Genomic DNA, 25,590 nt, shown 5'->3' with positions numbered 1-25,590 from the left:
AATTGCAGAAAAAAAGTGCAAAATAGAACTAATACTGTGAAATTATGTTTTGAAAGGAAGTCGTTATGTCAGAGCGCGGGTTATTAATCGTATTGTCAGGTCCTTCAGGAGTGGGGAAAGGGACTGTAAGAAAGGCTATTTTCGACAGTGAAGAAAATGATTTTCAATATTCAATCTCAATGACCACTCGGAAACAGCGAGAAGGCGAAGTGGATGGAGTAGATTACTATTTCCGTTCAAGAGAAGAATTTGAAGCGATGATTGAAGCTGGAGAAATGTTGGAATATGCGGAATATGTTGGTAACTATTATGGGACACCATTAACGTATGTTAACCAGACGCTAGATGAAGGCAAAGACGTCTTTTTAGAAATCGAAGTCCAAGGGGCTAAACAAGTCAAAGACAAAGTGCCTGATGGCGTATTTATCTTTTTGACACCCCCCGATTTAGCGGAATTAAAATCAAGAATTATTGGCCGCGGAACAGACGAAATGTCTGTGATTGAAGAACGAATGGCTGTGGCCAGAGAAGAAATCGAAATGATGGCGCTGTATGATTATGCGGTAGTGAATGATGAAGTTCCTTTAGCCGTGCAACGAATTAAAGACATTATCGCGAGTGAGCACTTCCGTGTTGACCGTGTAATTGGAAAATATATTAAAATGTTAGAGGAGATGTAGCCTTATGATGTTAAAACCGTCAATTGACTCATTATTAAAAGAAGTCCCTTCAAAATATTCTTTGGTTATTTTAGCAAGCAAACGTGCGCATGAATTAGATGAAGGCGTTCAACCAACCGTTGAATCCTTTGATTCTGTAAAAAGTGTAGGTCGTGCGTTAGAAGAAATCGAAGCAGGAACAGTGATCAGTGATCCAAATCCTGAAGAAAAACGCGAACGTCTACGCATTGAACGTGAAGAACGCAAACGCCAACGTGAACAAGAACAAAAAGAATTAGAAAACCGTTTACGTGACGAAAAAAATTAATTGAATGAAAAACAAGTCTATGATTGAAGCTTTCTTCAAGTAAAGGCTTGTTTTTTTGTGATTGCAAATGTTGTGGGATGACTTTTGTGGTATACTGTTTTTGTAGATAAGTTATGACGGTGGCTACTTCTGGAAGGTGGTGGTGCTTATGAGCATAAGTACTGAAATCTATGAAAGGGGAAAGCCGTATTTGTCCGCATTAGATGTAATCGGACTAATTTTCGACTTTGGTTTATATACCATTGCGTTGATTAGTTTGGTTGTCACTTTGCTAAAAAAAGACAAAAAGAAATAACCAGTCATAAACTTTGAACGGTTAACTGGTTATTTCTTTTTAATTAAGTAAAAACTAAGTTACTGTCATGATTCTACAGTTAGAGAGATGGACCAACATCTCTCTTTCAAAATGATTATACCATAAAAAAATGTAGAGTGCTAACACTAGTTAGCAGTGTAAGTTTCAAAGTATTTTAAGAGGATTACTAAAAGCTACTTTCTTAGATCATTTGTTTAGGAAAGCTAGCTTTTTATATTTTAAGGGGAAATTAACTAAGCTTAACAACAACGAGACACACAAGACAAATCAGTCAATCTTTAGTACAATAGGCAAAGAGAATTTACATAAAAAGGAGGATGCACCATGCAAAAAGTAGCCAAAGTTATTGTGGATGTACCAACGATGCAAACCGATCAACCATTCACTTATTTAGTTCCTGAAAATTTAAATGAGCAATTGGCTGTCGGCATGCGTGTAGAAGTGCCTTTTGGTAACGGTAATCGGCATGTTCAAGGGTTTGTTTTAGCCATTGAACCAATGGCTGCAACGGTTCTTGACGAAACCAATGTTCAGTTGAAAGAACTAGTGGCGGTGTTGGATTTAAAACCTGTCTTAAATACAGAAATGTTGGCTTTAGCTGATTATATGAAGGAAAAAACGTTTGCCTTTAAAATCACTTGTTTGCAAACCATGTTACCTAGCGTAATGCGTGCCGATTACCAAAAATATATTTATTTAACGGATGAGCTTTCTGAAGAATTACAAGATCAGTTATTTTATGGTTTAGAGGAAATTTCGTGGGACCAAGCGCAAGAACGTGGGCTTTTGCCTCAACTAATGGCGTTGCGTAAACAGCAAAAAGTCGATATTCGCTACGAAGTTACGACGAGAAATAAAGTCAAAATGGTCCGCTTCATTCAAGCCGCTAAGGAATTTGAACAACTAGAGGAAATTCGTTTGGGGTTACGCAAGGGAGCTAAGAAGAAAGAGCAACTTCTTTACTATTTACAACGCTTGGGCACTGAAAAAGTCACCGCTGTGAAGGAAATGAAAGAATTAGGTTTCAGTACCGCATTTTTAAATGAAGCCGCCAAAAATGGCTGGTTAACGTTCATTGAAAAAGAAGCGTATCGTGATCCGTTTGCTAATCAGACGTTTGAAAAAACGACTGCGTTATCTTTGAATGCAGAACAACAGGTGGCTGTGGAAACAATCTTACAATCGGTCCAAGAACAGCAAAGCCAAACCTACTTATTGGAAGGTATTACAGGAAGCGGGAAAACAGAAGTTTATCTACAGGTCATTGCAGAAGTTCTTAACCAAGGCAAAACAGCCATTATGCTTGTCCCTGAAATTTCTTTAACTCCGCAAATGGTGCAACGCTTTAAAAGTCGCTTTGGCGAACATGTTGCTGTAATGCACAGTGGCTTATCGCAAGGTGAAAAATACGATGAGTGGCGGAAGATTGAACGAGGAGAAGCGGAAGTGGTGGTTGGCGCGCGTTCTGCCATTTTTGCGCCAATCGAAAACATCGGTGTGATCATTATTGATGAAGAACACGAGGCAAGTTATAAACAAGAAGAAACCCCCCGCTACCACGCGAGAGATTTAGCGATTTGGCGTTCGGAGTACCATCATTGCCCTGTTGTTTTAGGTAGTGCCACGCCGTCCTTGGAATCACGCGCTCGCGCACAAAAAAATGTTTATCAGCGGTTACGATTAACACAGCGTGCCAATCAAGCGGCAACCTTGCCCACGATTGATGTAGTGGATATGCGGCAAGAAGTAGAAAATGGCAATGTCTCTTCTTTTTCCATGTCGTTGCAAGAAAAACTCCAAGAACGCTTAGAGAAAAACGAACAAAGTGTTCTCCTACTTAATCGCCGTGGCTATTCGTCATTTGTGATGTGTCGCGATTGTGGCTATGTGTTGCCGTGTCCGAATTGTGATATTTCCTTAACTTTGCATATGGATAGCAAAACAATGAAATGTCATTATTGTGGACATGAAGAACGGATTCCTTATCGCTGTCCTAACTGTGGCCAAGATAAAATTCGCTACTACGGAACAGGCACACAAAAAGTAGAAGAAGAATTACAAACGTTGTTACCAGACAGTCGTATTCTCCGAATGGATGTTGATACGACCCGTCGCAAAGGTGCGCATGAAAAGATTTTGCGAACATTTGGTGAAGGACAAGCGGATATCTTATTAGGCACACAAATGATTGCCAAAGGACTGGACTTTCCAAATGTGACGTTAGTCGGTGTCTTAAATGCTGATACCGCCTTGAATTTACCCGATTTTCGTTCCAGTGAACGGACCTTCCAGTTATTGACACAGGTCAGCGGTCGCGCTGGTCGCGCTGAAAAACCGGGGGAAGTCATCATTCAATCTTTTAACCCCGAGCATTATGCGATACAATTGGCAAAAGCCCAAGATTATGAAGATTTTTATACAAAAGAAATGTATATTCGTCATCGTGGGGATTATCCACCGTACTATTTTACGGTCCAAATTACGGCTAGCCATCCTGAAGAAAATGAAGCAGCGAAACAAATGTTTCAAATCGCGACGAAATTAAAACAAGGCTTATCGCCGCAAGCTATTTTGTTGGGACCAACGCCCAACGCAATCATGCGTGTCAATAATCGTTACTTTTATCAAGTGATTATCAAGTATAAACAAGAACCAATGCTTCAACCATTATTGAAAGAAATTTTGACCGATACACAACGAGCAACGGCTCGTGGCTTAAAGCTTTCCATTGATGCAGAACCCATGAATTTTATTTAAAAAATACAGCTTTGAAAGGAGCACTTATGCGCTATCCAGTTGTGATTCACCCGAACGAACACTTAAAAATGAAGGCTCAACCTGTGACGATTATTACCGATGAAATTGTGCAGTTACTAGAGGATATGTATGAAACAATGCTGGCCCATGATGGGATTGGCTTAGCAGCCCCGCAAATTGGTAAAAATTTGCAAATGGCAGTGATTGAAATCGATGAAGAATCTGGTCGTTTTGAACTAATTAATCCAGTGATTATTGAAAAAAAGGGAACCAGTATTGATGTGGAAGGCTGTTTAAGTATTCCAGAAACATATGGAACCGTTGAACGAGCAGATGAAGTGACTGTCCGTTATTTTGACCGTGAAGGTGAAGAAATGGAAGTTACGGCTTACGGTTATTTAGCTCGAGCTTTTCAACACGAAATTGATCATTTGAACGGCGAGTTATTTATCGATAAAATGATTGAGAAAATTGCACCAGAAGATTTAGAAGCGTATATGGAGGAACATTTTGATGACTAAAATTGTATTTATGGGCACACCAGCCTTTTCTGTTCCGATTTTAGAAAGTTTAATCGAGGCAGGCTATGACGTTCAAGCGGTTGTCACGCAACCAGATCGACCAGTTGGCCGAAAAAAAGTGATTACCCCAACGCCTGTCAAAGAAGCAGCTTTAAAACATAACTTATTAGTCTTACAACCAGAGAAAATTTCAGGTTCTCCTGAAATGGAAAAAGTGATTGACTTAGCACCAGATGTAATTGTGACAGCAGCCTTTGGACAATTTTTACCAGAGAAAATTTTAAAAGCGCCCAAACTAGGTGCGATTAATGTCCATGCCTCACTTTTACCAAAATATCGTGGCGGCGCACCTGTACATTACTCGATTATTGAAGGAGAAAAAGAAACAGGCGTCACGATTATGGAAATGGTGAAAAAAATGGATGCTGGCGCGATTTTAGCGCAACGTGCAATTCCGATTACGAAACAAGACGATGTAGGCACCATGTTTGAAAAATTAAGCATTCTAGGAAAAGAACTTTTATTAGAAACGTTACCCAAGCTAATTGCTGGCGAAATCACGCCTATTCCACAAGTGGAAGAAGAGGCTACTTTTTCACCAAATATTACCCGAGAACAAGAACGAATTGACTGGCAAAAAACTGCTGAGGCAATCGATAACCAAGTGCGTGGTATGCGTCCTTGGCCAACAGCGTTCACAACCTATCAAGGGACCAACTGGAAAATTTGGGCAGTGACACCACTGACTGAAACAACAACTAGCGCCCCAGGAACGATTATCCAGCGTAGTAAAAAAGCGCTATGGATTGCTTGTGGTGAAGGGACAGTCCTTCAAATTGATCGCCTGCAACCAGCAGGTAAAGGTCAATTAACGATTCAAGAATTTTTAAATGGCGTTGGTCAAAATGTCGCAGAAAAAGATAAGGTGGACTAACAAAAATGGCTGAAAAAATCCCCAAGAAATTAAAACGTTCTGTTCGATACGTTGCTTTAGAAACCATCGAACGTGTGGATAAAGGTGGGGCGTACTCCAATCTTTTACTTAATGAAATGATGACAAAATCAGAACTAAGCGAGAAAGATGGCCGCTTGTTTACAGAACTTGTCTACGGCACAATTAGTCGCAAATTATTGTTGGAATACTACTTAACACCATTTGTTAAGAAACCGCAAAAAGTCGATAATTGGGTGAAAAATTTATTGATTTTATCGTTATATCAATTACTTTATTTAGATAAAGTGCCCGATCATGCAGTCATTAATGAAGCGGTTGAAATTGGCAAACGTCGTGGCAATCCTGGGATTGGTAAATTCGTGAATGGCGTGCTGCGGGCGTTCCAACGAAATGGAGCACCTAGTTTGGCCGCAATTAGCGATCCAGTTGATCGTTTAGCCACGGAAATTAGCATGCCACGTTGGTTAACAGAAAAATTACTTGCCCAATTAGGCGAAGAAGAAACACGGCAGTTAGGTTTATCATTATTTGAAAAAAGCCATGCGAGTGGCCGAGTAAACACACGGTTTATTTCACGAGAAGAAGCGCTGGAAGAATTACAAGAAACAGGGATTGCCGCGAAGGAAAGTCAACTTTCCCCTTATGGTGTTGTCGCTGAAAAAGGCTACTTAGCTGGCAGTGAACTGTTTATTAACGGTTGTTTAACCATTCAAGATGAAAGCTCTATGCTCGTGGCTCCAGCGATGCAAATTGAACCGCATCATCGTGTCTTGGATGCTTGTGCGGCTCCTGGTGGCAAAACGACTCATATCGCAACTTTTTTAGAGGCTGAAGCAGGTGGTCGTGTGACCTCTTTAGATATTCATGCGCACAAAATTAAGCTAATTAATGAAAATGCGCAACGCCTCCATGTGGCGGATGTCGTCCAAGCAGAAAAGCTTGATGCGCGACAAGTGGCCGAAGAATTTCCCGCAGAAACCTTTGATCGGATTTTAGTTGATGCACCATGTTCAGGCTTAGGGCTAATGCGCCGTAAACCAGACATTAAATACCATAAAACGGCCAATGATTTTCAAAATTTACCTAAAATTCAGTTAGAAATCTTAGAAAGTGTTGCCCCAACACTAAAACAATGGGGTATAATGGTCTATAGCACTTGTACTATTACGCCAGAAGAAAATCAGGAAGTAGTGGCAGCCTTTTTAGCCAAACACCCTGAATTTGAAAAAATTGAAATTGTTGCAAATGAAAATGTCCAAGCAGTAGTAAAAGAGCAAGAACTGGTTCTGTATCCCCATCAATACATGACAGATGGCTTCTTTATTTGCTGTATGCGGAAAGTTAGTTCAAATGAGGTGAAATAATTTGGAAATCAACGTTCAATCAGATGTCGGTCGCAAAAGAAATACGAACCAAGATTATGCCAACGTTTTTGAGAACCAACAACACATAACCTTTGCTGTTTTAGCAGATGGCATGGGTGGTCACCAAGCAGGTGATGTCGCTAGCCAAATGGCAGTCAATAATTTAGGTGAGAGTTGGTCCAATGCGTCTGTCGACTCAGCTGAAAAATCTGCACAGTGGTTAATTCAAGCAATTCAAAAGGAAAATGAAAAAATTTATGAACGCGGACAATCGAAACCAGAGTATTTAGGAATGGGGACAACCGTGGTTGGTGCCATCCTTTTACCGGATTCATTTGTCTTAGCAAATGTGGGGGACAGTCGTGCTTATTTAGTTCGTGACCAACACATGTTACAATTAACAGAAGATCATTCTTTAGTGAATGAACTAGTAAAATCAGGGGAGATTACTCGTGAGATGGCTGCAAATCATCCACGAAAAAATGTCCTAACACGTTCTTTGGGAATGCCTGGCACTGTCGAAGTCGATGTAACCAATCATGAATGGCTGCCTAATGACTATTTACTGTTATGTTCGGACGGTTTAACCAATATGGTTCCTGAGACAAAAATTTTAGAAATTTTAGAGACGTCAGATCCCTTAGAATCCAAATTAAGCCAACTCGTTGCCCAAGCAAATGAAGCAGGTGGTTTAGATAACATTACCGTGTTAGTGATACACTTTGACGAACAGAAGGAGGAAAACCAATGATAGAAATCGGCAAGAAGCTGAATGGTCGATATCACATTATTGGCAGCATCGGAAGCGGCGGCATGGCCAACGTCTATTTAGCACACGATTTAATTTTAGACCGAGACGTTGCAGTAAAAGTCTTGCGCTTTGACTTCCAAAACGATCAAGCCGCCATCCGACGTTTTCAGCGTGAAGCACTAGCCGCAACTGAGCTGGTTCACCCGAATATCGTCAGTGTGTACGATGTAGGCGAAGAAGATGGACTACAATATTTAGTCATGGAATATGTGAAAGGAATGGACTTAAAACGGTACATCCAAACGCATTTCCCAATTCCTTATTCCACAGTTGTGGACATTACGCAACAAATTTTATCTGCTGTCGCAATGGCACATGAACATAGAATTATTCACCGGGATTTAAAACCGCAAAACATTCTGATTGACGAACACGGCACAGTCAAAATTACTGACTTTGGGATTGCGATTGCCTTGTCAGAAACGTCAATTACGCAAACGAACACAATGTTAGGTTCGGTGCATTACTTATCGCCAGAACAAGCGCGCGGAAGCATGGCGACCAACCAATCAGATATTTACGCTGTGGGAATTATTCTCTATGAAATGCTAACAGGGAATGTACCTTTTGATGGTGAATCAGCCGTAACGATTGCCTTAAAACATTTTCAAGAAGAAATTCCCTCTGTCAAAATGTTTGATCCAGGGATTCCTCAATCATTGGAAAATGTGGTTCGTCATGCAACAGCAAAAGACCCAAGCGATCGCTACAAAACAGCGAATGAGATGGCAGAAGACTTATACACGTCCTTGTCAGCCAGTCGTTTAAACGAACCTGCGTGGGAACCAACGGCTTTATTAGGAGAAACGAAAGTATTAACTCCGATTCCCGAAGACATCGCTGAACCGGAAGAGACAACGCCTGTCGAAGTCCCAGAAGATATCGCAGATGACATTTTAGCTGAACAACCGCCGAAGAAAAACCGTAAAAAATTGTGGATTGGCTTAGCAATTGCGGCATTAATTGCTTTAGCAATAGGTGGCTTAGCCTTTGCAATGTCGGGTGGTAAAGACGTTGAAGTTCCTGATGTTACAAATGAAACGAAAGCGGACGCTTCACAAGCGCTACAAAGTGCCGGGCTGAAAGTCGATAGTGAAACCAAAAAAATTCCCGATGATAAGATTGAAGAAGGCAAGGTGGTCAAAACAGACCCCGAAGCAAAATCATCTGTGAAAAAAGGCCGATCTGTTACTTTGTACATCAGCTCTGGAACAGAAAAAATTGAGATGGCCGATTATACAAACGAATCGTATGAATCTGCTGTCGAAGCCTTGAAAAAACTAGGGTTTTCAGAAGACCAAATTACAACGAAAAAAGAATACAGTGATTCTGTGTCTACAGATAACATTATTAAACAAAAACCAGCTGCAGGTAAAAAAGTTGATCCGAAAAAAGACAACGTCACTTTAACGGTCAGTGAAGGACCAGAAGCGGTTACTTTGCCTAGTTACGCCGGTTATTCTTACACAAATGCAGTAAATGCACTGGCACAGTTAGGCATTTCTGAATCTCAAATTACGCGTGTCGACCAAGCAAGCGATACGGTAGAACCAGGTTTAGTCATTACGCAAGACCCCGCACCAGGGGGCACCGTGACACCTAAAAATGGTCAAGTGACATTATATGTAAGTAAAGGTAGCGACAAAGTGACACTTTCTGATTATAGCGGAATTTCTTACGATAATGCGGTAAGTCGCTTAATTGCTTTAGGTATCCCAGAATCTCAAATTAAACGAGTGGACGAAGAAAGCGACAAAGTTGAAAAAGATACCGTGATTAGTCAAGAACCAGCTTCTGGTACCGCTGTTGATCCGAAAAATGACACGATTACTTTACATGTCAGCAAAGGCAGTGACTCAGTAACTGTTCCTGATATTTCAGGTTATTCGCCAAAAGCTGCAGAAGACAGCATCAATAACGCTGGCCTTAAAATCAATGAACAAGGATTATCTGGCTCTGGCGATGGCCAAGTCGTTGAACGAACTAGCCCATCCGCTGGCAGCAAAGTTAAAAAAGGCGACTCTGTTACGGTTTATTATTCAAAAGCAAATGATTCAAAAAGCACCACTAGTGAAAGTAGTACGAGTAATTAAGACAAGAGGTTGGGACAGGAGTGTTTAGCTTCAAGAACCAAGTAGGTACTGTTTAACATCTATTTGCTTTTCAAATAGTGTTTCTCAGCAATAAGAAGAAGCTGCTCCTGTCTCGCCATTTATCTTAAGATTTAGGTCTAGGAAGGTAAGTCATTTCGACTTATGTCCTAGGCTCTTTTTAATTAATAGAATCGAGAGGCTCCCTTGATTTCTCTGCCACTATCCTGTATATTCGAAAGTAGTTAGGAGTGGTTTATCTGAAAGGTCAAATCAGAAAAGCGTTAAGCGGTTTTTATTATGTATACGCAGATGGAGAAACATATCAAACAAGAGCGCGAGGGAATTTTCGTAATCGAAAAATTACGCCACTCGTGGGAGATGAAGTGCTTTTTGAAAGCGATAATTTAACAGATGGTTATGTGTTGGAAATTTTACCAAGACGAAATGAATTAGTGCGCCCGCCTGTTGCAAATGTGGATCTAGGTGTGGTTGTCATGAGTATGGTTTCGCCAAATTTTTCGTTTAATTTGTTGGATCGTTTCTTAGTCAGCTTAGAGTATAAGGATATAGAACCAGTTATTTATTTAACGAAAGTTGATCTATTAGATGAGCCGCAACGTCAAGAAGTCACTGAAATTAAACAGATTTATGAAGCGTTAGGTTATGCGGTAATCGCTTCGGAAGACGTAGAAGCCACCAAAGAATTAGAACGCTTTTTCCCAGAACGGTTGACTGTTTTTATGGGACAATCAGGCGCTGGAAAATCAACATTGTTGAATCAAATTTCACCAGAATTACAACTAGCAACTGCGGAAATTTCCCAATCTTTAGGACGGGGCAAACATACGACCCGTCACGTGGAATTGATTCCGTTATACGACGGTTTGGTTGCTGATACACCAGGATTTAGTGCCATCGATTTCTTGGAGATGGAAGCAGTGGAATTACCAAAGCAATTTCCTGAATTTGTTGCCGCGGCCTCTCACTGTAAGTTTCGTGAATGTATGCACCACAAAGAACCTGGTTGTGAAGTGAAACGTCAAGTGGAAGCGGGAACCATTGCGACGAGTCGTTACGAAAATTATTTACAGTTTTTAATGGAAATCGAGAATCGACGACCTGTTTATAAGAAAAAATCATAGCAAATATAAAGGGAGCGAGCCAAATGAAACTAGCACCATCCATTTTAAGTGCCGATTTTGCCAATTTAGAAAGAGATATCCGTTTAGTAGAAGAATTAGGAGCAGATTATATTCATGTTGATGTCATGGACGGTCAATTTGTGCCCAACATTACCTTAGGACCGAATATCGTTTCAGCGATTCGTCCAGTGACAAAACTACCATTGGATGTTCATTTGATGATTGTACAACCTGAAAATTATATCAATGCCTTTGCGGAAGCCGGTGCGGATATTATTACCGTCCATCAAGAAGCAACACCCCATATTCATCGTGCCTTACAAATGATTAAAAATGCGGGTGTGAAAGCTGGCGTAACCATCAATCCTGGGACACCACTTTCGATGATCGAAAATGTATTAGATTTGGCAGATCAAGTCTTGGTAATGACTGTCAATCCAGGCTTTGGCGGACAATCATTTATTGAAAACTCACTAGAAAAAATTGCTCAATTAAAAGAATGGAAAGAAACAAAAGGATACACCTATGAAATTGAAGTCGATGGCGGGATTGTTCCTGAAACTGCCGCACGCTGCAAAGAAGCCGGTGCAGAAGTGTTTGTTGCAGGCTCCTACATTTATAATGCTGAAAATCCTCAAGAACGAATCGATGCACTGAGAGCAGTGCTAGACAAATGAGTCGTGTCTTACTGGTAGCTGGCGGCAATCCAAGTGATTGGCCAACCATTGAACCAGCTACGTATGATTATTTCGTAGGTATTGATCGCGGCTGTCTCCATTTATTAGAGGCCGATTTACCGTTACAATTAGCGGTGGGCGATTTTGATTCATTATCACGAGAAGAATACCATTTTGTCCAAGAAACTGCCGAAACACTCATTCAAGCACCTGCTGAAAAAGATGATACAGATACACAATTAGCGCTTCAAGAAGCTTTACAACGATTTCCACAAGCAGAGATGACGATTATCGGTGCGACAGGGGGCAGAATTGACCACCTGTTAGCCAATCTTTGGTTACCCTTTGAACCACGATTTCAAGGCGTACTTCGTCAAATCCGTCTATGCGATCGTCAAAATAGCATCCAGTATTACGCCCCTGGTTCGTATATCGTACCAAAAGAGCCAGATAAAGAATATCTGGCATACTGCTGTTTGACGCCTGTAGAAAACTTGACGCTACGACGCAGTAAATATTTATTAACCAATCAAGATGTTCCTTACCCAACATCGTATGCAAGTAATGAATTTATCGAAGAAGCCGCTGCTTTTTCCTTCGATGCAGGGATGATTGCGGTTATTCAAAGTAAAGACAAGTAAAAAGAGGTTGGACCTTCATCAATGCGATGAAGGTCCAACCTCTTTTTTTATGCAATAAAAAAAGCCGAACAACGAACGTCCAGCTTTGCTTATTTAAGTTTATTAAACACGTTCGATTTTACCAGATTTCAAAGCACGAGTTGACACCCAAACTTTTTTAGGTTTACCATCGATTAATACGCGAACTTTTTGTAAGTTAGGTTTCACAGTGCGTTTTGTTGAGTTCATCGCATGTGAACGGTTATTACCACTTGAAGTCTTACGACCAGTGAAGTAACATACTTTTGCCATTTTAAGTTTCCTCCTTTGCCTTGATCTTGGAGCGATAATATTCAGCTCATACTAAATTAATTTATCATATTAGGCACTGATTTGCAAGAAGATTTTTTTCTATGATTTGACTTTAGCAATCAAAAAGAGTAAATTGAAATCTTGCTAGAATGTTCACTTAGAAGTGGAAGAATGAAAATATCTGACGAACTTCCTTTTAATTAAAGGCTGGATATGATAAAATGTTATGGAAGAAAATAGGGCGAATGTGCTCTTATAAGGAGGCTTTCATCAATGGCTGTAAAAATTCAAACACCCGCAGGTACCATTGAGATTACCAATGATGTGATCGCTACAGTAGTTGGCGGAGCTGCGACAGATATTTACGGAATTGTCGGAATGGCAAGCAAAAATCAAATTAAAGATAACTTAAACGATATTTTACGTCGTGAGAATTACTCACGTGGTGTCGTTGTTCGTCAAGAAGACAACGGAATCGCAGTGGATGTCTACACGATTGTTAGTTATGGTACAAAAATTTCTGAAGTTTCTCGTAACGTCCAAGAAAAAGTAAAATATAATCTTGAAACATTATTAGGTGTCACTGCGAATTCAGTTAACGTTTTTGTTCAAGGAGTTCGTGTATTACCGGATTAGAGGTAGTGTACTGTCAACGATGCAATTGCACAAGGAAGTCGTGTGTTGCCGTTAGCGGTAAATCTGAAGGAGGATTTTTTAGGTGAATGTAACAGAAATCAGCGCAGGTCAGTTCCAGGAAATGGTCCAGGCAGGTGCGACTCGTCTGCACACAAATGCAGAATATGTCAACTCATTAAACGTTTTCCCTGTACCCGATGGTGATACAGGAACAAATATGAACTTATCAATGACCAGTGGTGCAAAGGCTGTGGCCGATTCTCGCTCTGAAAAAGTAGGAGAATTAGCAGGTGCGTTATCCAAAGGGTTATTAATGGGTGCTCGTGGAAATTCTGGGGTTATTTTATCTCAATTATTCCGCGGCTTCTCAAAACAAATTCCTGAGGTTACAACATTAAATGCCAAAGACTTGGCCGCTGCCTTTACACATGGTGTAGAAACAGCGTATAAAGCAGTGATGAAACCCGTTGAAGGAACAATCTTAACTGTTTCTCGTGAAGCGGCGCGTTCTGGTGAACGTAAAGCGAAAGAAACAGATGACTGTATCGAAGTTATGACAGCTGTTGTAGCAGGTGCTAAACGTGCCTTAGCGAAAACACCTGATTTATTACCTGTCCTAAAAGAAGTCGGCGTTGTAGATAGTGGGGGTCAAGGACTACTATTTATCTATGAAGGATTTTTAGAAGCGCTTAGTGGTGAATTTTTACCAACTGAAACGTATGAACCAAGTCCTGCCGAAATGGACGAAATGGTTAATGCTGAACATCATCGTGGTGTTAGTGGTCACGTTGCGACAGAAGACATTAAATTTGGCTATTGTACAGAAATTATGGTTCGTATCGGCGAAGGCCCAACCGTGGACAGCGCTTTTGATTATGAAACATTCAGAAACTACTTAAATGAACTAGGCGATTCTCTATTAGTCGTTAACGATGACGAAATTATCAAAGTTCACGTACACACTGAGCATCCAGGTGAAGTGATGAACTACGGCCAAAAATTTGGTTCGTTAGTAAAAATAAAAGTAGACAATATGCGTTTACAACATGAAACGTTAGTTGAACGCGATGCTCAGCAAGAAGCGTTGACTGAAAAAGTTCGCGTACCGTTTGCTGTGATTGCTATTGCAGCCGGTGAAGGCGTTCAAGAATTATTCCGAAGTTTAGGTGCAAGCTACATTATTAGTGGTGGCCAAACAATGAACCCAAGTACGGAAGATATTTTAAAAGCAGTCAAAGAAGTGAATGCAGAGCAAGTCATTATCTTACCAAATAACAAAAACATCTTTATGGCAGCTGATCAAGCAGCAGAAGTTGCCGATGTACCAGTAGCGGTTGTTCCATCTAAAACCATTTCTCAAGGAATGACAGCAATGTTAGCTTTCAATGATCAACAATCATTAGAAGAAAACAAAGCAAGTATGACGGAAATGTTAGACAGCGTTGTGAGTGGTCAAGTAACCACAGCTGTTCGTGACACAACCATTGATGACGTTGAAATTAAAAAAGATGACTTCTTAGGAATGATTGATGGTAAAATCGTCGTTTCTGAAGCAGATCGTTTTAATGCATCATTAGACACGTTGAACCGCATGATTGATGAAGACACTGAAATCGTGACAATTATTGTCGGCGAAGATGGCTCGGTTGAAGAAGCTGAAAAGCTAATTGCTATTTTAGTTTCTGAAAACGATGAACTAGAAACAGAACTTCATGAAGGTGGACAACCTGTATATCCATACTTATTCTCAGCAGAATAGGTTTTCGTGATGAAAAAATAAAAACGAATAGGCTGGTTCATTAGTTAGGGCTAATGAACCAGCCTATTTAATGAATGATCCATTTTTTTGCGTATATTAATGAGGAGGGGATTTTATGGACATCACAGATTTAGTCAGCGTATTGCCCGGTGTTGGCCCAAAACGTGCTGAAAATTTACAAGAACTGGGGATTGTTACAATTGAAGACTTATTGACGTATTATCCCTTCCGCTACGATGATATCCAAGAAAAGGATTTAAGCGAGATTCAGGATCAGGAAAAAGTTACGCTAAAAGGGCTAGTGGTTTCGGAAGCAGTCGTTAGTCGGTACGGTTATAAGAAGAGCCGGTTAACGTTTCGAATGATGCAAGAACATGCGGTCATTAATGTTTCCTTCTTCAATCAACCTTTTTTAAAAGACAAAGTAGTTCTTTCCGAAGAAATTGCTGTTTATGGCAAGTGGGATGCCAAGAGAAAATCATTAAATGGCATGAAAATCTTAGCTTCTAAAGGAGACAATGAAGATTTCGCCCCCATTTATCATGTGAATAAAAAAGTCCGCCAAAGCACGTTGGTTCAGTTAATCCGCACTGCTTTTGAAGAGTATGGTTCGCTGATTGAAGAGATTTTACCGAATGATTTATTAGAAAAGTACCGCTTGATGCCTAGAAAAGAAGCAATGTGGGCGATGCATTTTCCCAGTAATCCAGAAGAAAGCCATCAAGCCAAACGGCGAGTAGTCTTTGAAGAGTTTTTCCTTTTCCAACTTAAAATGCAAGGACTGAAGAAACAAGAAAAAGCGGAAAAAAATGGTTTAGCCATTCAATATGACGTGGATCGCTTAAAAACGTTCACCCAAGGACTGCCGTTTGAATTGACAGGCGCCCAAAAAAAAGTGACCAATGAAATTTGTCGAGACTTGCGAAGTCCGAAGCATATGCAACGATTGCTTCAAGGTGACGTGGGGAGTGGGAAAACGGTAGTGGCTGCGATTGCGCTATACGCCACCATGACCGCTGGCTTTCAAGGAGCGTTGATGGTTCCAACTGAAATTTTAGCGCAACAACACATGGAAAGCTTACAGCAGTTGTTTGATCCATTAGAAGTGCGAACGGCCTTATTAACAGGTTCCACCAAAACGAAAGAACGTCGTCTAATTCTCGAAGAACTGGCCAATGGCGAGATTGACATTGTGGTAGGAACCCATGCTTTGATACAACAAGATGTCAGTTTCCATCAATTAGGTTTGGTAATCACCGATGAGCAACATCGTTTTGGTGTGAATCAGAGAAAAATATTAAGAGAAAAAGGCTTAAAACCAGATGTTTTATTTATGACGGCCACTCCGATTCCTCGAACGCTGGCCATTACAGCCTATGGCGAAATGGATGTATCAATCATTGATGAAATGCCAGCTGGACGGATTCCAATCGAAACACGTTGGATTCGGCCGCCGCAGTTAGATACTGTTTTAGAATGGATGGAAAAAGAGCTAGCTCGAGGACATCAGGCCTATATTATTTGTCCCTTGATTGAAGAATCAGAAGCCTTAGATGTGAAAAACGCAACAGAAATTTTTGAACATATGCAAAGCTTTTATTCCCCAAGATATCAAGTGGGATTGCTACACGGTAAAATGAAAAACCAAGAAAAAGATGACATTATGCAGGAGTTCAAAGACAATCAGCTACAATTATTGGTTTCTACCACAGTTATTGAAGTTGGCGTGAATGTACCAAATGCCACGGTGATGTTAATTATGGATGCGGACCGGTTTGGGTTAGCACAGTTACATCAGTTACGGGGCCGTGTGGGGCGTGGCTCCAGTGCTTCTTATTGTATTTTAGTAGCCAATCCGAAAAATGAAATGGGCGTTGAGCGTATGAAAATCATGACAGAAACCACCAATGGTTTTGTCTTGAGTGAGCGTGATTTGGAACTTCGCGGACCTGGGGAAGTGTTCGGTGCACGGCAATCAGGGGTGCCTCAATTTGCGGTAGGAGATATCGTGACGGACTTTAACATTTTAGAAGTTGCGCGCCAAGAAGCAAGTGCCCTATGGAAAGTGAAAGAGTGGTGGCAATATCCTGCTTATCAAGGCTTAGCCAATCGAGTGAAACCCCAAGATGAGGCGGTCCAATTTTTCGATTAGAAGAGGTAATTTTTGAAGCCAGAAAGTAAAAGCCAATGCGTATTTCTTTGAAAAAAATATGTTATACTTGTTAGGAAACAAAAAAGTAGGAGGGAATCACTCATGAAAATTGCTGTAGATGCAATGGGTGGAGATAACGCCCCACAAGCAATTGTTGAAGGGGTTATGCTAGCCAAACAAGACTTCCCAGACATTGAATTTCAATTATATGGAAAAGAAGCCGAAATAAAAAAATACATCACCGATGAAAAAAACATTACGATTATTCATACCGATGAAAAAATTGCTAGTGACGATGAGCCAGTTAAAGCAATCCGTCGTAAGAAAACTGCTTCCATGGTTTTAGCAGCGCAAGCAGTTAAAAATGGGGAAGCCGATGCGATTTTTTCTGCAGGCAACACCGGAGCGCTATTAGCAGCGGGTCTGTTCATTGTCGGCCGCATCAAAAATGTGGAACGTCCCGGTTTGATGTCAACTTTACCTGTCATGGGAGAACCAGACAAAGGGTTTGACATGTTAGATTTAGGAGCCAATGCAGACAATAAACCAGAACATTTGGTTCAGTATGCCGTTTTAGGTTCATTCTATGCTGAAAAAGTTCGGAACGTTCAGAATCCTCGTGTTGGTCTATTAAATAACGGAACTGAGGAAACAAAGGGCAGTGAATTAACGAAAAAAGCCTTCGAATTGTTAGCAGCAGATGAAACGATTAATTTTGTCGGAAACGTTGAAGCACGAGAATTATTAAATGGCGTAGCTGACGTGGTGGTGACAGATGGCTTCACAGGGAATGCCGTTTTAAAATCCATCGAAGGCACAGCTATGAACATGATGAGCTTGCTGAAAACAGCGATTCTTTCTGAAGGTGTCAAAGGAAAAATGGGCGCCTTATTATTAAAGAATGCGTTGCGTGGCATGAAAGACGAAATGGACTACTCAAAACATGGGGGGGCGGTTTTATTTGGCTTAAAAGCGCCAGTCATTAAAACGCATGGGGCCACGGGTCCTGATGCCGTCCGCTACACCATTCGTCAAATTCATACAATGTTAGAAACCCAAGTTGTCCCACAATTAGTGGAATATTATGAAGGCAAAGTAGAGTAATTTGCAATTGTCTTGACATCAGTTTGTTACTCAAATGAAAAAAAGATGGACAAATACCCAAATTGTGAGTACAATGTATCTTAGCGTTTTAGTAAAAGAAAGAACCTTTTTTCAAAAGCAGTGGAGGTGAATACAGTTGACTCGTGAAGAAGTACTTCAAAAAGTAGCGAAGATTATCTCAAACCACTTTGATATTGAAGCGGATCAAGTAACAGATCAATTAAACATTAAAGATGATTTGAACGCTGACTCAATTAGCGTAATGGAGTTTGTTTTAGAACTTGAAGATGAATTTGGAACAGAGATTTCAGATGAAGATGCAGAAAAAATTGAAACAGTTGGTGCCGCTGTAGATTATATTGTGAGTAATTCATAAAAAATAATAAGACAAAGTCGATTAACATTCCTGTTAATCGACTTTTTTTGCGTACATAATGGTTATTTTATTAAGCAATAAGGCTATTTTTACACATATTTTTGTAAAAAAAATCATACATGTAAAAAAATAACTGCGAAAAAAGTTATTTTATCTTGCTTTTTATGGAATAATTCTATAAAATTATGAAAAAACAATGAGCTGTAAATTAACATTGATAAAAATTAGAAAGTGCTATCATTAAATATTAGTTAATTTATATAATGTTTTTGAAAGGACGTAAGGGGTGCGTATGGATGCAAGGAAATGAACAATTACTAGAGGTTTCAGGATTAGAAACAGCATTTAGAATCAAAGATGATTATTATAATGCCGTCGATGATGTTTCATTTGAATTGAAGAAAAATGAGATTCTGGCAATCGTCGGAGAATCTGGTTGTGGAAAAAGTACCTTAGCAACAACGATTATGGGCTTACATGATCCCAATCATACCAAAATTACTGGGGAAATTTTATACAACAATTTAAACTTAACTACGTTTAATGAAACACTGTACAACAAAGTCAGAGGAAACGATATTGGGATGATTTTCCAAGATCCGTTGTCTGCACTGAATCCGCTCATGCGAATTGAAGACCAAATTAAAGAAAGTCTCACGTATCATACCAAAATGACCGCACAACAAAAACAAGCACGGGCCATTGAACTGTTAGATCAAGTGGGGATTCCCAACCCAGAGCGTGTCGGGAAACAGTATCCTCATGAATTGTCTGGCGGCATGCGTCAACGGGTAATTATCGCCATTGCAATCGCGTGTAAACCACCGATTTTAATTGCAGATGAACCAACAACGGCCTTAGACGTTACCATTCAGGCACAAATTCTCGATTTGTTAAAAGATTTACAAGAAGAAACAGGGAGCGGCATTATTTTAATTACCCATGACTTAGGTGTAGTTGCGGAAATGGCTGATCGTGTAGCGGTTATGTATGCGGGTCAGTTTGTAGAAGTAGCCACTGCTGAAGAATTGTTTAGTCATCCGAAACATCCATATACACGTTCCTTACTTCAGTCCATTCCCCAAGAGAATTCAGATGAAGAAGAACTTCATGTGATTGAAGGGATTGTTCCTTCGTTAACCAAATTACCTAGAAAAGGTTGTCGGTTTGCCCCACGAATTCCTTGGATTGATGCATCGGAACATGAAGAAAATCCAACATTACATGAAGTTGCACCGAATCATTATGTTCGTTGTACATGTTATAAACATTTTCATTTTAGAGACGGGGAAGGGGAAGCGTAATGACAGAAATTATTCAAATTAAAGATTTAAAAGTTCATTATCCAATTCGCAGCGGCTTCTTCAATCGAATCACTGATCATGTTTTGGCGGTTGATGGTGTGGATTTCATGATTGAACAAGGTAAAACGTATGGGTTAGTTGGTGAATCGGGTTCTGGAAAATCAACGACAGGAAAAGCAATTATTGGTTTAGAAAAAATTACAAATGGTGAAATTATTTATCAAGGACAAGATGTAACCAAGCCGCGAAGTCGAAAAGCGATTGGATACAACAAAGATGTCCAAATGATTTTCCAAGATTCGATGTCAAGTTTAAACCCTAAAAAACGAGTACTAGATATTATCGCCGAACCAATTCGAAATTTTGAACGGTTAAGTGACCAAGAAGAAAAGAAAAAAGTCAAAAGTTTGTTGGATATTGTGGGGATGCCAGAAGATGCGTTGTACAAATATCCTCATGAATTTTCTGGTGGACAACGCCAACGTTTAGGCGTCGCCCGAGCGGTGGCTACCAGCCCCAAATTAATTATTGCAGATGAACCTGTTTCAGCACTGGACTTATCTGTGCAAGCACAGGTATTGAATTTTATGAAAAACATTCAACAGGAATATGGGTTAAGTTACTTATTTATTTCCCATGATTTGGGCGTAGTTAAACATATGTGTGACAACATTGCCATTATGTACAAAGGCCGTTTTGTTGAAATCGGTACACGCCAAGATATTTACACTAATCCACAACACATTTATACCAAACGCTTACTTTCAGCAATTCCTAAAATTGACGTAGCGAACCGAGAAGCTCACAAAGAAGAACGAAGAAGAGTTGAGCAAGAGTATCGGGAAAATCATAAAGACTATTATGATGAAAATGGGCGGGTTTATAACTTACATGCGATTAGTCCAACCCACCAAGTAGCGTTAAAAAATGGAGGTGCTGAATAATGTGGAAAACAATTTTACGCCGTTTGTTATTGATGATTCCGCAAGTGATTATTTTAAGTGTCTTGATTTTCCTGTTGGCTAAAATGATGCCTGGTGATCCGTTTACAGGATTGATTAATCCGAACCAAGACCCGAAAGTGATTGAAGCCATGCGCGAAGCTGCCGGGTTAAATGATCCTTGGTACGAACAATATTTCCGTTGGATTGGCAATGCCTTACATGGAGATTTTGGGCATAGTTTTATCTTTAAATTACCTGTGTCCACGCTCATTGCTGGTCGGGTGGGGAATACGATTGCATTGGCCGCTGTGTCAGTTATAATCACGTATTTAATCGCCATTCCTTTCGGTTTAATTGCTGGCCGTTACCAAAATTCATGGTTTGACAAAATGGTGGTTATCTACAACTTCTTCAGTTTTGCTGTGCCATTATTCATCTTTGCCTTGATTATGCTCTTTATTTTTGGGTATCGCTTAGACTGGTTCCCAACGAGTGGAACCGTGACTGTTGGTTTGGCTGAGGGAACGTGGCCGTATTATTTAGATAAACTGAAGCATTTAATTTTACCAGGGGTCACTCAAGCGTTGCTAGGGACAGCGGTCACTATTCAATATTTGCGCAGTGAAGTGATTGATGTTAAAAACATGGACTTTGTTCGTACTGCTCGTTCAAAAGGAGTGCCAACGAATAAAATTTTTAATCGACACATTTTTAGAAATGCAGCATTACCAATTGCCTCTCAATTAGGTTATGAAATTACTGCTTTGATTGCCGGATCAGTCGTTATTGAAAAGATTTTTGCTTTCCCAGGAATTGGAAAATTATTTATTGATAGTATCATTCAACGTGACTATTCCGTTATTACCGCTCTCGTGTTGATTTTGGGATTGGCAACCCTTATCGGAACCTTAATTTCTGATATTGTAATGAGTATTGTTGATCCAAGAATTCGAATTCAGTAGAAAAAACACGAAGAAAGGGTGATAAAAATGGAATTGACAGAAGAAAAAAGAGAAGAAGTCTTACAAGAAAGTATTCCACCAATGGGCTTTCGGATGATTGCGCGAGAATTCGTCAAAGAAAAAATGGCGATGTTTTCTTTAATCCTTTTGGTCATTATCTTATTAGCCGTTTTTATCGGTTCGTTAGTGTTAGACCAAAGTGCCGTTATGCATGTAAGTATTTTAGATAAATATGCGGAACCAGGTACCGTTACAATGAATGGCACCAAGTTCATTTTAGGTGCCGATGAAGGGGGTCGTGATGTTTTAGGACAATTGATTATCGGGGCTAGGAACTCGATTTTAATCGGTTTTGCCATTACGATTATTACGTCTATTATCGGGGTCGGTTTAGGGATTATTTCCGGTTATTATGGAGGCATGATTGATAATATTTTGATGCGTATCGTGGATTTTATTATGATTTTGCCAATTATGTTAATTATTATTGTGTTCGTTTCCGTGATTCCTAAATATAGTATCTGGTCCTTTATTTGGATTATGTGTGCGTTTTATTGGGTGGGAAAAGCGCGGTTGTTCCGCAGTAAAACGTTATCTGAAGGGCGCCGAGATTACGTTAGTGCCTCTAAGACAATGGGAACAAGCGATTTTAAAATTATGTTTCGAGAAATTATGCCGAATTTAAGTTCATTAATTATTACGAACTTAACGATTAATTTCGCGGCCAATATCGGGATCGAAACAACGTTAACTTTCTTAGGCTTCGGGTTACCACAAAGTGTCCCAAGTTTAGGAACCTTAATTGGCTACGCCAGCAGTGGGGATGTATTAGTCAATAAACAATGGGTTTGGTTACCTGCATCAATTCTAATTTTAGTCTTGATGTTAAGTATAAACTATGTTGGACAAGCATTTAAGCGCTCAGCAGATGCACGACAACGATTAGGCTAATTAGCCAAAAAATGAGGGAGGAAAAGAGATGAACAAGAAACGGATTTTAGGTGCAATCACGTTAGCTTCTGTGTTAGTATTCGGGTTAGCTGCATGTGGTGGCGGCAATAAAGGCGGGGGCAATAAAGCAACGGAAACAGAAGACATTTCAAAAATGCCAATCGCTGTTAAAAATGATAAAAAAGCAATTGATGGCGGGACATTAGATGTCGCTGTAGTTATGGATACACAATTCCAAGGACTTTTCCAGCAAGAATTTTATCAAGACAACTATGATGCACAATACATGCTTCCAACGGTACAGCCATTATTTAACAATGATGCAGACTTTAAGATTGTCGATGGGGGTCCTGCGGATCTGAAATTAGATGAAGATGCCAATACAGCAACCATTAAATTACGTGACAATTTGAAATGGTCTGACGGTAAAGATGTGACGGCAGATGACGTGATTTTCTCTTATGAAGTCATTGGTCATAAAGACTATACAGGGATTCGTTATGATGATAACTTTACGAATATTGTTGGCATGGAAGACTACCATGATGGTAAATCGCCAACCATTTCTGGCATAGAAAAAGTCAATGATAAAGAAGTTAAAATCACTTATAAAGAAGTTCACCCAGGAATGCAACAATTAGGTGGCGGTGTTTGGGGCTCAGTTTTACCAAAACATGCCTTTGAAGGAATTGCTGTTAAAGACATGGAATCAAGCGATGCAGTTCGTAAAAACCCTGTAACTATTGGACCATACTACATGAGTAATATTGTGACAGGTGAATCTGTTGAATACCTACCAAATGAGCATTACTACGGTGGTAAACCTAAATTAGATAAATTAGTGTTCAAATCTGTTCCTTCTGCGAGCATTGTAGAAGCGATGAAAGCGAAACAATATGATATTGCATTATCAATGCCAACAGATACGTATCCAACATACAAAGATACTGAAGGGTATCAAATCTTAGGACGTCCCGAACAAGCCTACACGTATATTGGCTTTAAAATGGGTACGTTTGACAAAGAAACCAATACAGTGAAATACAATCCAAAAGCTAAAATGGCAGATAAAAGCTTACGTCAAGCCATGGGCTATGCAATTGACAATGATGCAGTCGGCCAAAAATTCTACAATGGCTTACGAACAGGGGCAACAACGTTAATCCCACCAGTCTTCAAGAGCTTGCATGATAGCGAAGCGAAAGGCTATACGCTTGATTTAGACAAAGCGAAAAAATTATTAGACGATGCTGGTTATAAAGACGTAGACGGCGATGGCATTCGCGAAGACAAAGAAGGCAAACCACTAGAAATCAAGTTTGCTTCAATGTCAGGCGGCGAAACTGCACAACCACTTGCTGATTACTATGTCCAACAATGGAAAGAAATTGGCTTAAACGTAACGTATACAACAGGACGCTTAATTGATTTCCAAGCATTCTATGATAAATTGAAAAATGATGACCCAGAAGTAGATATCTATCAAGGCGCGTGGGGCACAGGTTCAGATCCTTCACCAACCGGCTTATATGGTCCAAACTCAGCCTTTAACTATACACGTTTTGAGTCAGAAGAAAATACTAAATTACTTGATGCGATTGATTCAAAAGCATCATTTGATGAAGAAAAACGTAAAAAAGCCTTCTACGATTGGCAAGAGTATGCCATTGATGAAGCGTTTGTAATCCCAACGCTTTACAGAAATGAAGTCTTGCCTGTCAACGACCGTGTAGTTGACTTTACTTGGGCAGTTGATACGAAAGATAATCCATGGGCAACGGTGGGTGTCACTGCGGAAAAACGTTAAACAACGTTCCGCTGATTTAATAGAGATAGAACGAGGTCGGGACAGAAGTGTTTAACTCCGAGAAATAAGGAGGAGTTGCTTCTGTTCCCGCCGTTTATCAGTTTTTGAGCGTGGCGCAAAAATCCAAAGTGATTTTTGTCCCACGCTCTTTCTATCTCTTACGTAAACAAACGCTTTTATCTCAGTCGCAGCTCTATTTATTTATTTTTTTCTAAAAAATAATGAGAACACAGTGAATAACAGGCTTTTTCTGAATAGAACCATTTAAAAAAAGTGAAAAAAAAAGTATAATGAAACAAGGTGTAAATAAATGTAAAGGAATGTGGAGAATGGACAATCAGTTAACAACAGAGTTAAAAGAACGTTACGGCATTGTTTTCCATGATGTCAATCTATTAGAGCAAGCTTTTACTCATTCATCCTATGTGAATGAGCATCGCTATTTAAAATTATCCGATAATGAACGTCTTGAATTTTTAGGAGATGCAGTTTTAGAATTAATTGTTTCACAATATTTGTATTTAAAATTCCCAGAACTTCCAGAAGGAAAATTAACGAAGATGCGCGCAGCCATCGTTCGGGAAGATAGTTTAGCCAAATTTGCGAAAGAATGTCACTTCGACAACTACATTTTATTAGGTAAAGGAGAAGAAGCATCGGGCGGACGAACACGTGCATCATTATTATGTGACTTATTTGAAGCCTTTTTAGGTGCCCTCTACTTAGACCAAAAAGTTGGCGCAGCCAAGAAATTTATTGAAGACGTTATTTTTCCGAAAATTGATGCCGGTGCTTTTTCACATGAGATGGATCACAAAACACAATTACAAGAAGTTTTACAACGCAAAGGCGATGTTTCAATTGAATATCGCTTAATTAAAGAAGAAGGCCCTGCTCATGACCGCACCTTTTTCACTGAAGTTTACATGAATGGTGAACTCATTGGGTTAGGCCAAGGAAAATCGAAGAAGTTAGCTGAACAGGATGCCGCTGAGCGGGCACTGAAAAGTATTCCTCAGTAAGGCTGGAAGGAGCAATAT

The 25,590-nt window shown here is 39.9% G+C and carries 24 protein-coding genes; 23 read left to right on the top strand and 1 reads right to left on the bottom strand.

The features are described from left to right. The first annotated feature begins 65 nt into the window (after positions 1–65). The 12 genes from gmk (at position 66) to IGL36_RS12415 (ending at position 12,264) form a co-directional block, all read left to right on the top strand. Positions 66–680, top strand: a complete 615-nt coding sequence (gmk, locus tag IGL36_RS12470; RefSeq protein WP_002354915.1) for a guanylate kinase — start codon at positions 66–68, stop codon at positions 678–680. 4 nt (positions 681–684) lie between these two features. Then, on the top strand, positions 685–987 hold the full coding sequence (gene rpoZ / locus IGL36_RS12465; RefSeq protein ID WP_002354916.1) for a DNA-directed RNA polymerase subunit omega: 303 nt from the start codon (positions 685–687) through the stop codon (positions 985–987). Positions 988–1,135: 148 nt separating this feature from the next. Next, positions 1,136–1,282 carry a putative holin-like toxin gene (locus IGL36_RS12460; protein ID WP_002383235.1) on the top strand — a complete coding sequence of 49 codons (147 nt, stop codon included), beginning with the start codon at positions 1,136–1,138 and terminating at the stop codon, positions 1,280–1,282. 345 nt (positions 1,283–1,627) lie between these two features. After that, positions 1,628–4,060, top strand: coding sequence for a primosomal protein N' (gene priA / locus IGL36_RS12455; protein WP_002398167.1), 2,433 nt, complete (start codon positions 1,628–1,630; stop codon positions 4,058–4,060). Between the two features lie 26 nt (positions 4,061–4,086). Further along, positions 4,087–4,581: a peptide deformylase gene (gene def, locus IGL36_RS12450; RefSeq protein ID WP_002371656.1), complete on the top strand. Its 495-nt coding sequence runs from the start codon at positions 4,087–4,089 to the stop codon at positions 4,579–4,581. Further along, positions 4,574–5,515, top strand: a complete 942-nt coding sequence (fmt, locus tag IGL36_RS12445; RefSeq protein WP_002398166.1) for a methionyl-tRNA formyltransferase — start codon at positions 4,574–4,576, stop codon at positions 5,513–5,515. Before def ends, fmt begins: the two co-directional genes overlap by 8 nt. A 5-nt stretch (positions 5,516–5,520) precedes the next feature. Then, a complete protein-coding gene (gene rsmB / locus IGL36_RS12440) occupies positions 5,521–6,900 on the top strand; it encodes a 16S rRNA (cytosine(967)-C(5))-methyltransferase RsmB (protein ID WP_002354921.1) in 1,380 nt (459 codons plus the stop codon). Between the two features lies 1 nt (position 6,901). Then, the gene (locus IGL36_RS12435; protein WP_002354922.1) at positions 6,902–7,651 is read left to right on the top strand and encodes a Stp1/IreP family PP2C-type Ser/Thr phosphatase; all 750 of its coding nucleotides are present in this window, start codon (positions 6,902–6,904) and stop codon (positions 7,649–7,651) included. After that, positions 7,648–9,804, top strand: a complete 2,157-nt coding sequence (ireK, locus tag IGL36_RS12430; protein ID WP_002370103.1) for a serine/threonine protein kinase IreK — start codon at positions 7,648–7,650, stop codon at positions 9,802–9,804. The genes IGL36_RS12435 and ireK overlap by 4 nt, the downstream gene beginning before the upstream one ends. A 248-nt stretch (positions 9,805–10,052) precedes the next feature. After that, positions 10,053–10,946: a ribosome small subunit-dependent GTPase A gene (gene rsgA / locus IGL36_RS12425; RefSeq protein WP_002359046.1), complete on the top strand. Its 894-nt coding sequence runs from the start codon at positions 10,053–10,055 to the stop codon at positions 10,944–10,946. A gap of 23 nt (positions 10,947–10,969) precedes the next feature. Further along, entirely contained in the window at positions 10,970–11,623 is a 654-nt protein-coding gene (rpe, locus tag IGL36_RS12420; RefSeq protein ID WP_002354925.1) for a ribulose-phosphate 3-epimerase, read from the top strand. Beyond that, positions 11,620–12,264 carry a thiamine diphosphokinase gene (locus IGL36_RS12415; protein ID WP_002361010.1) on the top strand — a complete coding sequence of 215 codons (645 nt, stop codon included), beginning with the start codon at positions 11,620–11,622 and terminating at the stop codon, positions 12,262–12,264. Before rpe ends, IGL36_RS12415 begins: the two co-directional genes overlap by 4 nt. Before the next feature lie 102 nt (positions 12,265–12,366). Here the strand turns inward: IGL36_RS12415 and rpmB are convergent, their stop codons facing one another. Beyond that, positions 12,367–12,555 (bottom strand): 50S ribosomal protein L28, encoded by a 189-nt coding sequence (rpmB, locus tag IGL36_RS12410; RefSeq protein WP_002354928.1) that lies wholly within the window; start codon positions 12,553–12,555, stop codon positions 12,367–12,369. Positions 12,556–12,828: 273 nt separating this feature from the next. On the opposite strand from rpmB, the gene IGL36_RS12405 reads away from it, so the two are divergent. The 11 genes from IGL36_RS12405 (at position 12,829) to rnc (ending at position 25,572) form a co-directional block, all read left to right on the top strand. Further along, positions 12,829–13,191, top strand: coding sequence for an Asp23/Gls24 family envelope stress response protein (locus tag IGL36_RS12405; protein ID WP_002354933.1), 363 nt, complete (start codon positions 12,829–12,831; stop codon positions 13,189–13,191). An 82-nt stretch (positions 13,192–13,273) separates the two neighbouring features. Then, positions 13,274–14,950 carry a DAK2 domain-containing protein gene (locus tag IGL36_RS12400; protein ID WP_002354936.1) on the top strand — a complete coding sequence of 559 codons (1,677 nt, stop codon included), beginning with the start codon at positions 13,274–13,276 and terminating at the stop codon, positions 14,948–14,950. A 115-nt stretch (positions 14,951–15,065) separates the two neighbouring features. Beyond that, positions 15,066–17,102, top strand: a complete 2,037-nt coding sequence (recG, locus tag IGL36_RS12395; protein ID WP_002398164.1) for an ATP-dependent DNA helicase RecG — start codon at positions 15,066–15,068, stop codon at positions 17,100–17,102. Between the two features lie 102 nt (positions 17,103–17,204). Then, positions 17,205–18,206: a phosphate acyltransferase PlsX gene (plsX, locus tag IGL36_RS12390; RefSeq protein ID WP_002395966.1), complete on the top strand. Its 1,002-nt coding sequence runs from the start codon at positions 17,205–17,207 to the stop codon at positions 18,204–18,206. Positions 18,207–18,342: 136 nt separating this feature from the next. After that, positions 18,343–18,582 (top strand): acyl carrier protein, encoded by a 240-nt coding sequence (gene acpP / locus IGL36_RS12385; protein ID WP_002354939.1) that lies wholly within the window; start codon positions 18,343–18,345, stop codon positions 18,580–18,582. Positions 18,583–18,845: 263 nt separating this feature from the next. Next, on the top strand, positions 18,846–19,886 hold the full coding sequence (opp2D, locus tag IGL36_RS12380; protein WP_002367425.1) for an oligopeptide ABC transporter ATP-binding protein Opp2D: 1,041 nt from the start codon (positions 18,846–18,848) through the stop codon (positions 19,884–19,886). Then, positions 19,886–20,830: an oligopeptide ABC transporter ATP-binding protein Opp2F gene (opp2F, locus tag IGL36_RS12375; protein ID WP_002354942.1), complete on the top strand. Its 945-nt coding sequence runs from the start codon at positions 19,886–19,888 to the stop codon at positions 20,828–20,830. The genes opp2D and opp2F overlap by 1 nt, the downstream gene beginning before the upstream one ends. Continuing rightward, on the top strand, positions 20,830–21,792 hold the full coding sequence (opp2B, locus tag IGL36_RS12370) for an oligopeptide ABC transporter permease Opp2B (RefSeq protein WP_002354943.1): 963 nt from the start codon (positions 20,830–20,832) through the stop codon (positions 21,790–21,792). Before opp2F ends, opp2B begins: the two co-directional genes overlap by 1 nt. A gap of 27 nt (positions 21,793–21,819) precedes the next feature. Next, complete coding sequence (opp2C, locus tag IGL36_RS12365; protein WP_002365358.1) at positions 21,820–22,743, top strand: oligopeptide ABC transporter permease Opp2C; 924 nt, start codon at positions 21,820–21,822, stop codon at positions 22,741–22,743. A 28-nt stretch (positions 22,744–22,771) separates the two neighbouring features. Continuing rightward, entirely contained in the window at positions 22,772–24,550 is a 1,779-nt protein-coding gene (gene opp2A / locus IGL36_RS12360) for an oligopeptide ABC transporter substrate-binding protein Opp2A (protein ID WP_002354945.1), read from the top strand. 329 nt (positions 24,551–24,879) lie between these two features. Then, complete coding sequence (gene rnc, locus IGL36_RS12355) at positions 24,880–25,572, top strand: ribonuclease III (protein ID WP_002354946.1); 693 nt, start codon at positions 24,880–24,882, stop codon at positions 25,570–25,572. Positions 25,573–25,590: the final 18 nt, after the last annotated feature.

The organism is Enterococcus sp. AZ011 (assembly GCF_050548355.1).
GTDB classification, from domain to species: domain Bacteria; phylum Bacillota; class Bacilli; order Lactobacillales; family Enterococcaceae; genus Enterococcus; species Enterococcus faecalis.
Note: the sequence above shows the minus strand (reverse complement) of the source record. Positions and strands in the feature narration are given on the sequence as shown.

Excerpts from the sequence above, each read along its gene's own strand:
- fmt (WP_002398166.1), top strand. The coding sequence starts at position 4,574 with ATGACTAAAATTGTATTTATGGGCACACCAGCCTTTTCTGTTCCGATT.
- recG (WP_002398164.1), top strand. The coding sequence starts at position 15,066 with ATGGACATCACAGATTTAGTCAGCGTATTGCCCGGTGTTGGCCCAAAA.
- IGL36_RS12460 (WP_002383235.1), top strand. The coding sequence starts at position 1,136 with ATGAGCATAAGTACTGAAATCTATGAAAGGGGAAAGCCGTATTTGTCC.
- rnc (WP_002354946.1), top strand. The coding sequence starts at position 24,880 with ATGGACAATCAGTTAACAACAGAGTTAAAAGAACGTTACGGCATTGTT.
- rpoZ (WP_002354916.1), top strand. The coding sequence starts at position 685 with ATGATGTTAAAACCGTCAATTGACTCATTATTAAAAGAAGTCCCTTCA.
- def (WP_002371656.1), top strand. The coding sequence starts at position 4,087 with ATGCGCTATCCAGTTGTGATTCACCCGAACGAACACTTAAAAATGAAG.
- ireK (WP_002370103.1), top strand. The coding sequence starts at position 7,648 with ATGATAGAAATCGGCAAGAAGCTGAATGGTCGATATCACATTATTGGC.
- opp2C (WP_002365358.1), top strand. The coding sequence starts at position 21,820 with ATGGAATTGACAGAAGAAAAAAGAGAAGAAGTCTTACAAGAAAGTATT.
- priA (WP_002398167.1), top strand. The coding sequence starts at position 1,628 with ATGCAAAAAGTAGCCAAAGTTATTGTGGATGTACCAACGATGCAAACC.
- opp2B (WP_002354943.1), top strand. The coding sequence starts at position 20,830 with ATGTGGAAAACAATTTTACGCCGTTTGTTATTGATGATTCCGCAAGTG.
- opp2F (WP_002354942.1), top strand. The coding sequence starts at position 19,886 with ATGACAGAAATTATTCAAATTAAAGATTTAAAAGTTCATTATCCAATT.
- opp2D (WP_002367425.1), top strand. The coding sequence starts at position 18,846 with ATGTTTTTGAAAGGACGTAAGGGGTGCGTATGGATGCAAGGAAATGAA.
- gmk (WP_002354915.1), top strand. The coding sequence starts at position 66 with ATGTCAGAGCGCGGGTTATTAATCGTATTGTCAGGTCCTTCAGGAGTG.
- rpe (WP_002354925.1), top strand. The coding sequence starts at position 10,970 with ATGAAACTAGCACCATCCATTTTAAGTGCCGATTTTGCCAATTTAGAA.
- IGL36_RS12405 (WP_002354933.1), top strand. The coding sequence starts at position 12,829 with ATGGCTGTAAAAATTCAAACACCCGCAGGTACCATTGAGATTACCAAT.
- IGL36_RS12415 (WP_002361010.1), top strand. The coding sequence starts at position 11,620 with ATGAGTCGTGTCTTACTGGTAGCTGGCGGCAATCCAAGTGATTGGCCA.
- plsX (WP_002395966.1), top strand. The coding sequence starts at position 17,205 with ATGAAAATTGCTGTAGATGCAATGGGTGGAGATAACGCCCCACAAGCA.
- rpmB (WP_002354928.1), bottom strand. The coding sequence starts at position 12,555 with ATGGCAAAAGTATGTTACTTCACTGGTCGTAAGACTTCAAGTGGTAAT.
- opp2A (WP_002354945.1), top strand. The coding sequence starts at position 22,772 with ATGAACAAGAAACGGATTTTAGGTGCAATCACGTTAGCTTCTGTGTTA.
- rsmB (WP_002354921.1), top strand. The coding sequence starts at position 5,521 with ATGGCTGAAAAAATCCCCAAGAAATTAAAACGTTCTGTTCGATACGTT.